This is a genomic window from Plantactinospora sp. DSM 117369 (genome assembly GCF_053764795.1).
On record NZ_CM132446.1, the window covers coordinates 1,997,414 to 2,011,226 of the forward strand.

At 70.7% G+C, this 13,813-nt stretch carries 13 protein-coding genes; 8 read left to right on the forward strand and 5 right to left on the reverse strand.

The genetic code is table 11. The annotated features are described in order from the left end of the window. Nucleotides 1-56 precede the first annotated feature (56 nt). Together ACSMXO_RS08935 and ACSMXO_RS08940 are read left to right on the forward strand one after the other, a co-directional pair. Nucleotides 57-875: an SAM-dependent methyltransferase gene (locus ACSMXO_RS08935; RefSeq protein WP_455417346.1), complete on the forward strand. Its 819-nt coding sequence runs from the start codon at nt 57-59 to the stop codon at nt 873-875. A 35-nt stretch (nt 876-910) separates the two neighbouring features. Beyond that, nucleotides 911-3,145, forward strand: a complete 2,235-nt coding sequence (locus tag ACSMXO_RS08940; protein ID WP_455417347.1) for a putative bifunctional diguanylate cyclase/phosphodiesterase — start codon at nt 911-913, stop codon at nt 3,143-3,145. Nucleotides 3,146-3,246: 101 nt separating this feature from the next. Here the strand turns inward: ACSMXO_RS08940 and ACSMXO_RS08945 are convergent, their stop codons facing one another. Beyond that, entirely contained in the window at nt 3,247-3,447 is a 201-nt protein-coding gene (locus ACSMXO_RS08945) for a hypothetical protein (protein ID WP_455417348.1), read from the reverse strand. A 57-nt stretch (nt 3,448-3,504) separates the two neighbouring features. Between ACSMXO_RS08945 and ACSMXO_RS08950 the strand changes: the two genes are divergently transcribed. Next, nucleotides 3,505-4,002: a DUF456 domain-containing protein gene (locus tag ACSMXO_RS08950; protein WP_346255938.1), complete on the forward strand. Its 498-nt coding sequence runs from the start codon at nt 3,505-3,507 to the stop codon at nt 4,000-4,002. 414 nt (nt 4,003-4,416) lie between these two features. On the opposite strand, the gene ACSMXO_RS08955 is transcribed toward ACSMXO_RS08950, so the two are convergent. Together ACSMXO_RS08955 and ACSMXO_RS08960 are read right to left on the reverse strand one after the other, a co-directional pair. Next, complete coding sequence (locus tag ACSMXO_RS08955) at nt 4,417-5,529, reverse strand: ImmA/IrrE family metallo-endopeptidase (RefSeq protein ID WP_455417349.1); 1,113 nt, start codon at nt 5,527-5,529, stop codon at nt 4,417-4,419. Continuing rightward, a complete protein-coding gene (locus ACSMXO_RS08960; RefSeq protein WP_346255940.1) occupies nt 5,526-6,230 on the reverse strand; it encodes a hypothetical protein in 705 nt (234 codons plus the stop codon). Before ACSMXO_RS08960 ends, ACSMXO_RS08955 begins: the two co-directional genes overlap by 4 nt. Before the next feature lie 257 nt (nt 6,231-6,487). On the opposite strand from ACSMXO_RS08960, the gene ACSMXO_RS08965 reads away from it, so the two are divergent. The 5 genes from ACSMXO_RS08965 to ACSMXO_RS08985 all read left to right on the forward strand — a co-directional run bounded on the left by ACSMXO_RS08965 (nt 6,488) and on the right by ACSMXO_RS08985 (nt 11,745). Beyond that, a complete protein-coding gene (locus tag ACSMXO_RS08965) occupies nt 6,488-8,137 on the forward strand; it encodes an amino acid permease (protein ID WP_455417350.1) in 1,650 nt (549 codons plus the stop codon). Continuing rightward, entirely contained in the window at nt 8,134-9,504 is a 1,371-nt protein-coding gene (locus ACSMXO_RS08970; RefSeq protein ID WP_346255942.1) for a glutamine synthetase family protein, read from the forward strand. Before ACSMXO_RS08965 ends, ACSMXO_RS08970 begins: the two co-directional genes overlap by 4 nt. A gap of 402 nt (nt 9,505-9,906) precedes the next feature. Beyond that, nucleotides 9,907-10,473, forward strand: coding sequence for a hypothetical protein (locus ACSMXO_RS08975; protein ID WP_455417351.1), 567 nt, complete (start codon nt 9,907-9,909; stop codon nt 10,471-10,473). 320 nt (nt 10,474-10,793) lie between these two features. Further along, on the forward strand, nt 10,794-11,573 hold the full coding sequence (locus tag ACSMXO_RS08980) for a 3-oxoacyl-ACP reductase (RefSeq protein WP_455419201.1): 780 nt from the start codon (nt 10,794-10,796) through the stop codon (nt 11,571-11,573). A gap of 16 nt (nt 11,574-11,589) precedes the next feature. Further along, entirely contained in the window at nt 11,590-11,745 is a 156-nt protein-coding gene (locus tag ACSMXO_RS08985) for a hypothetical protein (protein WP_455419460.1), read from the forward strand. 74 nt (nt 11,746-11,819) lie between these two features. On the opposite strand, the gene tnpB is transcribed toward ACSMXO_RS08985, so the two are convergent. After that, nucleotides 11,820-13,190 carry an IS607 family element RNA-guided endonuclease TnpB gene (tnpB, locus tag ACSMXO_RS08990; protein WP_455417352.1) on the reverse strand — a complete coding sequence of 457 codons (1,371 nt, stop codon included), beginning with the start codon at nt 13,188-13,190 and terminating at the stop codon, nt 11,820-11,822. Further along, on the reverse strand, nt 13,187-13,762 hold the full coding sequence (locus ACSMXO_RS08995) for an IS607 family transposase (RefSeq protein ID WP_455419202.1): 576 nt from the start codon (nt 13,760-13,762) through the stop codon (nt 13,187-13,189). The genes tnpB and ACSMXO_RS08995 overlap by 4 nt, the downstream gene beginning before the upstream one ends. Nucleotides 13,763-13,813 lie beyond the last annotated feature (51 nt).

The window sequence follows — 13,813 nt, forward strand, 5'->3', positions numbered from 1 at the left end:
TGCAGGTCGTGGCCGACCAGCCCCTGCACGGGCCGGAGTGACGAGCTGAGGCGGACATGCGACTTCCGGACGGGCTACCCGCGGACATCGATCTGACCAGGCCCAGCGCCGCCCGGGTCTACGACTACTTCCTCGGCGGCGCGCACAACTTCGAGATCGACCGGCAGCTCGCCGAGCAGATCGCGAGCATGACACCGAACCTGGCCGAGACGATGCGGGCCGGCCGGGCGTTCCTGCGCAGGGGCGTACGGATGCTGGTCGGCGAGGGCATCGACCAGTTCCTCGACATCGGCTCCGGTATTCCCACCGTCGGCAACGTGCACGAGGTGGCCCAGGCGCTCAACCCGACCGCCCGGATCGCGTACGTCGACATCGACCCGGTGGCGGTGGCGCACAGCCGGTCGATCCTGGCCGGCAACGAGTACACCGGGGTGATCCACGCCGACCTGCGGGAGCCGGAGCGGATCCTGGCCGAGGCCGAGAAGCTGGGCGTGATCGACTTCAGCCGCCCGGTCGCCGTACTGCTGGCCGGGGTGGTGCACTTCATCCCCGACGCGGACGACCCGCAGGAAATCCTGGCCACCCTGCGCGCCGCCACGGTGCCCGGCAGCTATCTGCTGCTCTCGCACTCGACCTACGAGGACCAGCCCCCGGAGATGCTGGACGCGCAGCGCCTCTCCGCCCGGACGTCGACCGAGATCACGCTCCGCTCCCGGGCCGAGATCACCGCGTTCTTCGGCGACTTCACCCTGGTCGAGCCGGGTGTGGTGCACATGCCGCTGTGGCGACCCGACGAACCCGGCGACCCGGGGGAGCATCCGGAGCGGCTCGGCGCGTTCGGCGGTGTGGGCCGGCACGACCGTGGCGCGGGCTAGCGGTGTCGACCTCCGTCACCGGAACCGGTGGGGACGTGTCGTCGGTTGACGAGCCGTCGGGTTCCCCGTCGGTCCCCGGTGCTGGATCGGAGCCGGTCGACGAGCCGCCGGTCTCCGTCGCCGGCTCCGAGTTCGACCGGTTTGGCGCGCACCGGTACGCGGAACGCTGGGCGCGGGAGGTGATCCGGTGCGGCTTCGTGGCGACGAGTACGGCCGAGAACCAGCGGCTGCTGCTGGCGCACACCGTACGGCTCGCCGAGGCGGTGCTGGCCGACCCGTTCACCCCGCAGCCCGGGTACGACGTCGGCCGGGCCCTGGTCGACGCCCACCTGACCGAGCCGGGCGTGCTGGACTGGTCGGTACGCGCCCTCGGCGAGCGGTTCCGTGCCCTCGTCCTGCCCACCCTGCCCGAGCCGGCGGCGGCACCCCGGGTCGCCGCCCTCCAGGGTGCCCTGTCGGCGGGATTCGCCGGTGCGCTGCGCCACCGCACACTCAGCCAGCAGGAGCGGATCGCCCAGGCCGTCTGGGAGGCCCGGGACCGGGTCGAGCAGGCGCTGCGGGACAGCGAGGCACGGTTCCGGGCGGTCTTCGTCGACGCCGCGATCGGGATCGGCATCGCCGACGTCAACGGGCAGATCATCGACGTCAACCGGGCCTTCGCCGAGCTGCTCGGCTATTCCGTCGCCGAGCTGCGTGAGATCAACGTGGCCGCACTGTTCCACCCCGACGACGCGGCCGGGATGTGGGAGCTGTACCAGGAACTGATCGAGGGCAAGCGGGACGCCGTACGGGTGGAGAAGCGCTACTACCGCAAGGACGGCAGCGCGGTCTGGACCGATCTCGCGGTCTCGCTGATCCGGCACGACGACGGGCGGCCCCGGTTCACCGTGGCGATGCTGGAGGACATCACCGAACGGCACGAGCTGCAACAGCGGCTGCGCTACCAGGCGTCGCACGACCCGCTGACCGGGCTGCCGAACCGTACCCTCTTCTTCGACCGGCTCGGCGAGGTCTTCGCCACCGGCGGGCCGGACGACCGGGTCGGGATCTGCTTCCTCGACCTCGACGGCTTCAAGGCGGTCAACGACAGCCTCGGGCACGACCTCGGCGACAACCTGCTGGTGACCGTGGCCCGGCGACTTGCCGACTGCGTGGCCGAGCAGGGGCACCTGGTCGCCCGGATGGGCGGTGACGAGTTCGTGATCCTGATCGACCACAACGCCGGCTGCCGGGCGGTCAAGGCGGTGGCCGACCTGGCGCTGGCGGCGGTCGCCGAGCCGGTGCAGATCGGCGAGCACCGGCTGTCGGTCTCGGCCAGCATCGGCGTGGTCTCCGGGCCGCTCGCCACCACCTCGGTCGCCGAGCTGATGAAGGCCGCCGACGTCACCCTCTACTGGGCCAAGGCCGAGGGCCGGAGCCGGTGGGTGAGCTACGACCCGGCGCGGCGGGCTCGGGAGCAGACCCGATCGGCCCTGGTCGCCGGCATGTCGGCGGCGCTGCACCAGGGCGAGTTCATGGTCGACTACCAGCCGATCGTGACCCTGGCCGACGAGGCGATCTGCGCGGTGGAGGCGCTGGTCCGGTGGCGGCACCCGGAGCTGGGGCTGCTCGGCCCGGACGAGTTCATCGGCCTGGCCGAGGAGACCGGGCTGATCGTCGAACTCGGTCGCTGGGTGCTGGCCCGGGCCTGCGAGGCGGCCAGCCGGTGGCACCGGGAGTTCCCCGACGCCCGGCTGGTGGTCAGCGTGAACCTGGCCGCCCGGCAGGCCCGCGACCCGGGCGTCGTCGGCACGGTCTCCGAGGTGTTGCGCCAGACGGAACTCCCGGCCGACCTGCTGCAACTCGAACTGACCGAGAGCGCGGTGATGGCCACCGACGGCGAGCCGCTGCCCGCGCTGCGCCGGCTGGCCGCCCTCGGGGTACGGCTGGCGATCGACGACTTCGGCACCGGTTACTCCAACCTGGCGTACCTGCGCCGGCTGCCGATCCACAATCTCAAGCTCGCCGGCCCGTTCGTCGAGGGGATCCGGTCCAGCGACCGGCAGGGCCTGGTGGACGGGCGGATCGTCGACGCGCTGGTGCGACTGGCCCACGCCCTCGGGTTGACCGTCACCGCCGAGGCGGTGGAGACGCTCGGCCAGGCGGACCAGCTCCGGGCGCTGGGCTGTGACGCCGCCCAGGGGCGCTACTTCGCGGCGCCGGCACCGGAGGGCGAGATCACCAGGTGGCTGGCCGCCCGCGCGCAGCGGCGCCGGGAGGGTGCCGTCTGACGCCGGGTGGTGGATGCGGCGTGAGAGGTGCGGGTAGGGCACCCTGGGAGGCGTGGACTCAACGCTTCCCCGTGACTGGAGGCCGGGGGAGTTGTGGCGTATCAGTGCCTGTTGGTGGACAGCCTCGTTCCACAGCCAGCGACACCGCCCCACCCGGCCAGCAGCGCGGCTTCCACGGTCGCGCCGGGGCGCAACCGGTAGCTGTACCGCACCGTCTCGGCCACACCTCGAACCATCTCAGCCGCATCCGACAGTTTCGCCCATACGGAGGAGTCGACGCCCATGCCGACAACCACCACCACGCCTGACCGCCCTCTCCTTCCCCTGGCTGAAGCCAGGTCTTCCTCGGGCGGCTCTTGATGACCGAGACCGAGTCAGTGGTGACCCTGCTGTGTGGCGTGACGATCGTGATCGGCGTCTGCGGGGTGATCGTGCCGATCATTCCCGGGCTGATCCTGTGCTGGCTGGGCGTGGTGGTCTGGTCGTTCTTCGGCGACGGCGAGGGGTTCGGCCGCTGGGTGGTACTCGGCCTGGCCACCGCGATCACGGTGCTCGGCACCACCATCAAGTACCTGTGGCCGGGGCGGAACCTGAAGCGCAGCGGGGTGCCGACGATGTCCCTGCTCGCCGGGGGCGTACTCGGGCTGGTCGGGTTCTTCGTGGTACCGGTGGTCGGGCTGGTGCTCGGCTTCGTACTCGGGCTCTGGCTCGCCGAACTGGCCCGGCTCGGTGACGCGAAGCAGGCCTGGCCGTCCACCCGGCACGCGCTGTCGGCGGTCGGGCTCGCGCTGCTGGTCGAGTTGGCCGCGGCGCTCGGCATCACCGCCGTCTGGCTGGTCGGTCTCGTCCTCACCTGAGGGGTGGCGGGACCAACCGGTGTCGAGGCCCACCTGGCGAACGTCCGAAGGATCAGGATCGCCGCCGCCGGTCGGTGCGGGTGCGGTGCGGCGGCGCGGGGCGGGCGCTGGCACGACCTGCGTCGTACCCGATGAGAGAGGTGACCGCGCCCCGCGCCGCCGCGGGAAACCGGGTTGTCCGAGAACCCGGCGTCGGGCCCCGGGCGGGGCCCTACGGGTCCGGCGGTGCCGGACCGGCGCGCCGAGATCGCGCGCGATGCTGTCCGGTCAGGCCAGGGACCCGGCACGCCGGCGTCGGCGGCGTGCGGTGTGCGATGCCTGCCATGTCATGGCTCAGATCATGCTGCCAAAACGGCAGGTCGGCAACGCAATTAGCGGCGTCGACGCCCACGGCGCGGGGTCGCCCGGGTCACCTCAGGTGACGGCGATGTCCAGCTCGGGGAGGTGCTCGGTGGCGGCGGCCAGCACGGCACCGGTGAGCCCGGGTGGCAGTCCGGCCCGGGCAGCCAGCCGGTCGACGGTGATCTGCTGCCGGCCGAGGAGTTCGACGGCCTTGCCGAGCAGCGACGGCTGCTCGCGGGGGCCGAGGTCGCCTGGCTCCGGGAAGCCCCACTGGGCGAGCAGCGCCATCCCGCGCCGGTAGGTGTGCTCCCGGTAGACGCCGAGGTCGTGCCCGCGGTAGACCAGCGCCTTCAGGCTGATCCCCCAGCGGCGCTTGAGGTCGTGCAGCCGGTCGAAGTCGAGCCGGGACGGCAGTTCGTCGCGCAGCGCCGCGCTCGGGGCCAGGAACTCGGAGGCGAACGCGGTGGCCTGCCGCTCCAGCAGTTGGCTGCCCGGCTCGGCGTCGTGGTGCATCAGCAGGTGGCCCAACTCGTGCGCGGCGTCCATCCGGGACCGGGCCTTGTCGTCCTTGCCGGGGTTGAGGAAGACGAACGGCCGCTGGCCGTACCAGTGCGAGAACGCGTCGACCCGCTCGGAGACGTCCGGCAGGGCGAGCACGATCACCCCGGCCGACTCCAGCAGCCGCACCATATGCGGTACCGGGGCGGCACCGAGGCCGAACGCGTCCCGGGCGGTGACGGCGGCGGCGCGTACGTCGTCGGGGCCGGTCGGCTCGGCCAGTTCCAGGTGCGGCAGCCGTAGCCGGGGCAGCCGGAGCTGCCGTTCGACCGCCTCCACCACCCGCCAGGCGAGCTCGCCGAACGCCTCCGCCTGATCCCGTTCGGCCTGGCTGGTCGTCCGCAGGCTGCGGAAGTGCGCCTGCCCCGAGGTGACCGGTACGGCGAATCCGGCGGCGAAGAACTCGACCGGCATCGAGAGCGCCAGGGCCAACCGGGCCAGCGTCGCCGCCGACGGTCGGGCCTGGCCCAGCTCGTACTGGCTGACCGCCGCGGCCGTGACCCCGACCTGCCGGGCCAGCTCGTTCTTGCGCATCCGCCGCCACCGGCGGGCCAGGGCGAGAGCGTGCGGCGCGAACGCGGCGGCTGCGGCGGCTGCGGGTACCGGAGGTCGGAGCCGGCCCGTCACGCGGACCGCTCGGCCGGACGGCCGAATGCCGCGCCGAACCGGCCGCTCCGGTCGTCGGGCTGGATGGCCAGCAGGTCCAGCTCGGGGATCGGCAGTTCGTCGGTGCGGGGCTGCGGCACCGCACCGTCGACCACCGGCAGCGGTGCTCCGGTGGTGGCCGGCTCGCCGAACCAGAGGCGTACCTCGAACCAGGGCGAGCCGCTGTCCCGGTTGTCCCGGGGCAGCCCGATGTAGGCAACCGCCTCGCCGGTGACGATGTCTCCGGTGTGCGCGATCCGGATGTGCCGTTTCGGCGGCACCACCTCGGCGAAGACCTCGGGGAACTGCCCCTCGTCGTCGAAGGCGAGCTGCCCGTCGCGGCTGTTCTCCACCGCGCCGCCGAGCCGGGCCTCGCTGCCCTCCCAGCGGATCGACTCGATCCCGCCCTGCAACGAGTAGAGCCGGACGACGTAACCGGCGCAGGCGATCTCCAGTGAGTTGTCCTCCAGCCGGACCCGGATGCCGTCGAGGCCGTCGAATTCGGCCTTGCCCAGGTTGGTCAGGTTGCGCCACACGGTGGTGCCGAAGCTCATCGCGTCGTCGCCGAGCTCCGGCTCGTGTCGGTCCGCCGCGCGCCGGTAGACCTGCTGGATCAGCCGACCCAGCCGGTCCAGTACGCCCTGCTCGTCGAGCACCGCCACCGCGTCGTCCAACAACGTCATGCGGGAAAACCTAGCCGAAGCCCCGGATGATATTGCCGAAATCAAGTGCCGACACGCCACGGCGGACACCGGAACCTGAGTCTGAGCAATCGAGAACTTCTCGACGGCGTGCTTCGGCGGCCGGACGGGAGCCGTGGTCTCGGTTACTCGATCCACATCGGTTGACGTGGATCTTCCGGAGGCGCACGATCTCGGACAGAGGCGTGACGCCGGTCACACGCTGCGTCCCACCCCGGATCCGGACGAAGGAGACGCCGATGAGCGCACCTGTCCCGCCGCCCCGTACGCCGACGGCCGCCGGGGTCGACCTCGACGAGCAACGCCTGGCCGAACTCGGCTACCAGCAGGAACTACGCCGCAAGCTCTCGGGTTTCTCCAACTTCGCGGTCTCGTTCTCGATCATTTCGATCCTGGCCGGCGCGATCACCTCGTACGGCATCGCGATGAACTCCGGCGGCCCGCTGGCGATCACCCTCGGCTGGCTCTTCGTCGGCGGCATGGTGACCCTGGTCGCGCTCGCGATGGCGGAGATCTGCTCGGTCTACCCGACCGCCGGGGCGCTCTACTGGTGGGCGGCGGCGCTGGCCAGCCGGAACAAGGCGGCCTGGGCCTGGTTCATCGGCTGGTTCAACTTCCTCGGCGAGGTGGCGGTCACCGCCGCCATCGACTTCGGCGCGGCGATCACCACCTCGGCCTTCCTCAGCCTCGCCTTCGACCTGGAGGTGACCCCGGAACGCACCTTCGTGGTCTTCCTGGTGATCATCATTGCGCACGGCCTGCTGAACACCTTCGGGGTCAACCTGGTCCGGGTGCTCTCCGACGTGAGCGCCTGGTGGCACCTGGCCGGGGTGGCGATCATCGTCGGGGTGCTGGCGGTCGTGCCCGACCAGCACAAGCCGATCTCCGAGGTCTTCTTCGAGGTACGCAACGCCACCGGCTTCGACTTCTCCGGCGCGGCGGTCTACGCCGTACTGATCGGTCTGCTGATGGCGCAGTACACCTACACCGGCTACGACGCGAGCGCGCACGTCGCCGAGGAGACCCACGACGCGGCCCGAGCGGCGCCCCGGGGCATCGTGATGTCGGTGGTGGTCTCGGTGGTCGCCGGCTTCTTCCTGCTGGTCGCGATCACCTGGTCGATCCGGGACTACGACGTCCAGCGGCAGACCGAACTCGGCCTCCCACCAGCCCAGATCTTCATCGACGCCACCGGCGAGACCATGGGCACCTTCCTGCTCTTCATCTGCGTGGTGGCGCAGTTCTTCTGCGGGATGGCCTCGGTCACCGCCAACTCCCGGATGGCGTACGCGTTCAGCCGGGACGGCGCGCTGCCCGGTTCGGCGATCTGGCGCCGGGTCAACCTCCGCACCGGTACGCCGACCAACTCCATCTGGCTCTGCGTCGCCTGTTCGACCCTGCTGGTGCTGCCGTCGCTGTGGAACACCACCGCCTACCTGGCGGCCACCTCGATCGCGGTGATCGGCCTCTACATCGCGTACGTCGGGCCGGTCTTCCTGCGCCGCCGCAGCCGGGACTTCCGGCCCGGCCCGTGGCACCTGGGCCGGTGGAGCCCGCTGGTCGGCTGGCTGGCGATCGGCTGGGTGGCGGTGATCTGCGTACTCTTCGTGCTCCCCACCACCGCGCCGATCACCCCGTCGACCTTCAACTACACCATCGTGGCGGTCGCGGCGGTGCTCGGCGCCGCCGGGCTCTGGTGGCTGCTCGGCGCCCGGCACTGGTTCACCGGTCCCCGGCAGAACGTGGTCCCGACCGCCCCGCGACCCGACCCGGACGTGCCCGACCCGGACGTGCCCGACCCGGACGTGCCCGACCCGGACGTGCCCGACCCGGTTGTGGGCGCCCCGGCTCCGGACCGGGCGGTCGCAGCGGACGGGGACGGCGGATGAGGGCCCGGGTTCCGGCGCTGAGTCTGGAGGCGCTCCGGGTGGCGGTGGACAGCGGCGACATCGACACCGTGGTCCTCGCCCTGGTCGACATGCAGGGGCGGTTGCAGGGCAAGCGGTTCCACGCGCCGTACTTCCTCGCCGAGGTGCTCCGGCACGGCAGCGAGGGCTGCAACTACCTGCTCGCCGTCGACGTCGAGATGAACACCGTCGACGGGTACGCGATGTCGAGCTGGGAACGCGGTTACGGCGACTTCGCCATGGTCCCGGACCTGAGTACGCTGCGCCGGGTCCCCTGGCAGCCGGGCACCGCGATGCTGCTGGCCGACCTGCGCTGGCTCGACGGCAGCGGGGAGGTGCTCGCCTCGCCCCGACAGATCCTGCGCCGCCAGCTCGACCGGCTCGCCGGGCACGGGCTGACCGCGTACGCCGGGACCGAGCTGGAGTTCGTGCTCTACCGCGACTCGTACGAGGACGCCTGGCGCCGGGGCTACCGCGAGCTGACCCCGGCGAACCTCTACAACGTGGACTACTCGCTGCTCGGTACCGCCCGGGTCGAGCCGCTGCTGCGGCGGATCCGCACCGAGATGGCCGGCGCCGGGCTGACCCCGGAGAGCGCCAAGGGCGAGTGCAACCTCGGCCAACACGAGATCGCCTTCCGGTACGCCGACGCGTTGACCTGCGCGGACAACCACGTCGTCTACAAGAACGGGGCGAAGGAGATCGCCGCTCAGGAGGGCATGTCGCTCACGTTCATGGCCAAGCCGAACGAGCGGGAGGGCAACTCCTGCCACATCCACTTCTCGCTGCGGCGTGCCGACGGGCGGTCGGCGATGCTCGGCGACGGCCCGGCCCGGCTGTCGCCGACCGGCACCCGGGTACTGGCCGGGCTGCTGGCGACGATCCCCGACTTCAGCCTCTTCCTGGCCCCGAACGTGAACTCGTACAAGCGCTACCAGCCCGGTTCGTTCGCCCCGACCGCGCTGCGCTGGGGCACCGACAACCGCACCTGCGCGCTGCGGCTGGTCGGGCACGGCCAGGGGATGCGGGTGGAGAACCGGCTGCCCGGCGCGGACGTCAACCCGTACCTGGCGATCGCGGCGCTGGTGGCCGGGGCGGTACACGGGATCGAGGCGGAACTGGAGCTGGAGCCGGAGTTCGCCGGCAACGCGTACGCCGACGAGTCCGCGCCCCGGGTGCCGGGTACCCTGCGGGACGCCCTCGGCCGCTGGACGGAGTCGCCGCTGGCCGCCGACGCGTTCGGGGCCGAGGTGGTGGCGCACTACGCCAACCAGGCGCGGGTGGAGTTGGCCGCCTTCGACGCGGCGGTGACGGACTGGGAGCTGCGACGCGGTTTCGAACGCCTCTGACCCGAATCCGTGAGTAAGTGGTTCGCGTTCGTTCCCGAGCCGTCCGGTGCCGTCGGGTTGGTCGAGCTGCCGAGGGCGGTACCTACCCACGACAAGCAACGACCCACATCGATCGGAACCTACTCGACAGCGAACCCGAAACAATTACTCACGGATTCGGGTCTGAGCCGCCATCCGGGCTGACCGAGGTGGTCAGTCCGGCGACCGGGTTGGTGGTGGCCACGGTGCCGCAGACCGGCCCGGCCGCTGCGCCAGGTTCGCCGCCCGTCCGTACCACCCCTGGCTGACCAGCGAGTTCATCGAATGAAACCGGGCTGAATGCAGCTCCTGATTGCATGGGGTCGCTCGGGCATCGCGTACGTCAATCAGAATGGGGGCTGAAGCATGGTACGCAGAAATCTCATGACCTTGGCGGTGGTTGTCGCCGCCGTCACGGGTGCCTCGATGCCGCTCAACGCCGCAGTTGCTGCGTCGGCCGAGCCGTCGACTGTCGAGGTTGCACGGACGTCACTCACGGCGACCCGCATCGACCAGGCCATCGCGAACCAGCATGGCTACAAGGTCGTGGTGCGGAACGGCGCGCTGGACAGCGTCAAGGTCGCTGATCACCCGATCACGCAAGATCCGGTCATTACTCCGCTGGACGCACCGGTCGTGTACGGCAACTGCGGGGTCTCGTTCCTCTACTACGCCCGGAGCGCTCCCCGCAAGGCCATCGTGCACACCGGGTTCGATCTGAACACGGTCCCACCGTCGGTCCTGGGTTCGTGGACGGTCGCGGTGACGGACAACGCCGGTGTCGGCTCGCGGACCTGGACACCTTCGGTCGGATGGAGCTGGGACACCACCTGGGACACCACTCACAGCGTGGGCGGATACTCGGTCGCGCAGGTGACGAACGGCTATGTGGTACTGGCTGACGGGCGGGTCTGCGTGTCGGGGAATCCTTGGCAGCACACGTACCTGTAGTGCCTTGAGGCAGTTCGCGGGCCAGGACTGGATTCCTGGCCCGCGAACTCTGCGCACAGGACGTCCGGCAGCACCCGGTGGTCCGGCGGGCCACCTTCGCGGACGTACCGGCGATGTTCGAGGGCGTCGACGTCGACTGGGTGGCCGCGTTCGGGCTGAACGTGGCCGACGCCGGCCGGCTGCTCGACCTCTCCGGAGTGGACGCCGCGACGTCGCTGACGGTGCGCCCCGAGGACACGTTGCCGGCCGGCGCCCCTCGACCACCGGCCACGCCGTCGGCGAGGATGCCGGGGACAGCGATCCCCGGGAGGAGTACGGCGATGATCAGTGATCGACTGGCTGGGCGGGTGGCGGTGGTGACCGGTGCCGGCAGCGGGATTGGGCTGGCCACCGTGCGCCGGCTCGCCGCCGAGGGCGCGTACCTGGTCTGCGTCGACATCGCGACCGACGCCGGGCGGGCCGCCGCCGACGAGGTGGACGGCGAGTTCGTGGCCTGCGACGTGAGCGACGAGGCGCAGGTACGCGATCTGTATGACCAGGTCGCGGCCAGGCGCGGCCGGATCGACATCGCGTTCAACAACGCCGGCATCTCCCCGCCGGACGACGACTCGATCCTGACCACCGGCCTGGACGCCTGGGAGCGGGTGATCCGGGTCAACACCACCAGCGTCTACCTCTGCTGCAAGTACGTCATCCCGCACATGCTGCGCCAGGGCCGGGGCTCGATCATCAACACCGCCTCCTTCGTGGCGCTGATGGGCGCGGCCACCTCGCAGATCGCCTACACCGCGAGCAAGGGCGGGGTGCTGGCGCTGACCCGGGAGCTCGGCGTCCAGTTCGCTCGGCAGGGGATCCGGGTGAACGCGCTCTGTCCCGGCCCGATCGGCACGCCGTTGCTGCGGGAGCTGTTCGCCAAGGATCCGGAACGGGCGGCGCGGCGACTGGTGCACGTACCGATGGGTCGGTTCGGCGAGCCCGGCGAGATCGCCGCCGCGGTGGCCTTCCTGGCCAGCGACGACGCGTCCTTCATGACCGCCGCCCAGTTCGTGGTGGACGGCGGCATCACCGGCGCGTACGTCACGCCGGCTCTAGACGAGTAGTTCCGAATCCCGGTCAGTGGTCGTAGGCGATCAGGGATCGGGTGACGGGCATCTCGCGACGCACCGGCTGCCCCTGGACGAGGCGCCCGAGGGCTACGGCTACGCGATGTTCAGAGAGAAGCGCGACGGCTGGGTCCGGGCGGTCTTCACACCGGACGAGTCGCCCCGGTAGGGCCGTGGTCCAGCGTGCCGCCCCTCAGGTGGTCTCACGGCGCTGGCAGATACTCCGTTACCTTTCAGTGCACTTTAGGTGAGCACGTGATTAGTAGTCCCGCCTTGCGGTGGGACGGTCCCGGTCTGACCGGCGGACGCCGTGCCGGGTTCACGCTTCACAGCCGCCAGCCCGTGTGTACGGGTCTTACGGTCGGCTCCACGTGCTGCCACCGGGCCACTCCCGGCGGTGTCGAACTCGGCCGCGACAGCGGCCAGGTTGCGTGCGGCGTTGAGGTCCCGGTCCAGGACCAGCCCACACGCCTCACAGTCGTACTCACGCTCGGACAGGGCCAGCTTGGCTTTCACCGCGCCGCAGCCGGAGCAGGTCTTCGAGGACGGATACCAACGGTCGGCCACGATCAGTCGGCCACCGTTCCATGAGGTCTTGTAAGCGAGTTGACGGCGGATCTCGGCGAATCCGGCGTCAGCGATATGCCGGGCCAGCCGCCGGTTACGCAGCATGCCAGCCACGTTGAGGTCTTCGACCACGACCGTGCCGTGCTCACGAGTGAGCCGGGTGGTGAGCTTGTGCAGGCCGTCGCGGCGCAGCTGAGCGACCCGGGCGTGCGCACGACCAAGCCGCGCGGACGCCCGTTCCCACCGCTTCGATGGGCGGCGTCCGGTACGCCGGTCGGGGCCGCTCTTACGCGACAGCGCTCTTCCCCAGGCATCTAGCCGGGCCTGCGAGGCAACGAGGTGGCGCGGGTTGTCCACCAGTTCACCGGTGGACAACACCGCAAGGTGCGTGACGCCGACGTCCACGCCGACCACAGACGTGGGCTTGGCCGGTACCTGGTCGGCGCGTTCGACCTCGACGGTGAACGAGACGTGCCAGCGGCCACCGTCGCGCCGGACGGTCGCGGACATGATCCGGGCGGTGCCGGCGTCGAGGCGGCGTGCGAGTTTCCGAGCGGACTCGTGCAGCTTCAATCGGCCCAGCCTGGGTAGCGTCACGTGCATGCGGTCGGGCTCGACCCGGATCGTGCCGGTGGTGAACCGCACGGACGGTGTGGTGCGGCGTCGGGACTTGAACCGAGGAAACCCGACCGGACGGCCAGCACGTTTACCGGCGCGGGAGTCGGCCCAGTTCTTCAACGCGCGGGCGAGCGCGTCCAGGCCGGTGTTGAATGCCTCCTTCGAACACTCCCGCCACCACGGCGCCACACCACCCTTCGCGGCGTTCCACTCCCGGCGCAACGCGGGCAACGACCACCCGACCGCCGGGGTGAGCTGACCATCCGGCACACCGTAGGTACGCTGCGCCGCGCGCTGGTCCATGACCGCCTTCACCCGAGCCAACGCCCAGTTGTACGCCAACCGCGCCGCCCCGGCGTGCGCGAGTACCGCACGCTCTTGGGTCGGGGTGAGGTCCAAGGCGAACCGGTACGCCTGAATCGTCTTCATGCCGGGTCGCCCTCGGTGGCCGCTTCGACGGCGCGGCGGGCTCGGTTCGCAGCAGAGCGCCGTCCATACAGACGGGCGCACAGCGACGTCAGGATCTCGGTCATGTCGCGCACAAGGTCGTCGTCCACCTCGGCCGGGTCGACCACCAGAAGCCGCCTGCCTTGGGCGGCCAGCGCGGCTTCGACGTACTCGCCGCCGAAACGGGCGAACCGGTCCCGGTGTTCGACCACGATCGTCGTGACGGTCGGGTCACGCAGCAACGCCAGGAACTTCTTGCGGCGTCCGTTGAGCGCGGACCCGACCTCGGTAACGACTCGGGACACAACGAGGTTCCGCCCAGTCGCCCATGCGGTTACCCGGGCGACCTGTCGATCCAAGTCGGACTTCTGATCGGCAGACGACACGCGGCCGTACACCACTGTGGTTTCTGGTGACGACGCCTCCGCGTGCTGCTCTACCAGGATCAGGCCGCCGACTCGTCGAGCGGGCACGGGCAGCTTGCCCTCCCGGAACCAGCGATACGCCGTGACCGGGTGGACTCCTTCCCGCTTCGCCCACTCTTTCAAGTTCACCATTGCATTCTATTACTTACTACAGCGGCAACTGCCCTGAACCCCCAATCC

Coding starts and splice junctions, on each gene's coding strand:
- tnpB (WP_455417352.1), bottom strand. CDS start 13,190: ATGAAGACGATTCAGGCGTACCGGTTCGCCTTGGACCTCACCCCGACC.
- ACSMXO_RS08960 (WP_346255940.1), bottom strand. CDS start 6,230: ATGACGTTGTTGGACGACGCGGTGGCGGTGCTCGACGAGCAGGGCGTA.
- ACSMXO_RS08935 (WP_455417346.1), top strand. CDS start 57: ATGCGACTTCCGGACGGGCTACCCGCGGACATCGATCTGACCAGGCCC.
- ACSMXO_RS08975 (WP_455417351.1), top strand. CDS start 9,907: ATGACCTTGGCGGTGGTTGTCGCCGCCGTCACGGGTGCCTCGATGCCG.
- ACSMXO_RS08970 (WP_346255942.1), top strand. CDS start 8,134: ATGAGGGCCCGGGTTCCGGCGCTGAGTCTGGAGGCGCTCCGGGTGGCG.
- ACSMXO_RS08965 (WP_455417350.1), top strand. CDS start 6,488: ATGAGCGCACCTGTCCCGCCGCCCCGTACGCCGACGGCCGCCGGGGTC.
- ACSMXO_RS08950 (WP_346255938.1), top strand. CDS start 3,505: ATGACCGAGACCGAGTCAGTGGTGACCCTGCTGTGTGGCGTGACGATC.
- ACSMXO_RS08980 (WP_455419201.1), top strand. CDS start 10,794: ATGATCAGTGATCGACTGGCTGGGCGGGTGGCGGTGGTGACCGGTGCC.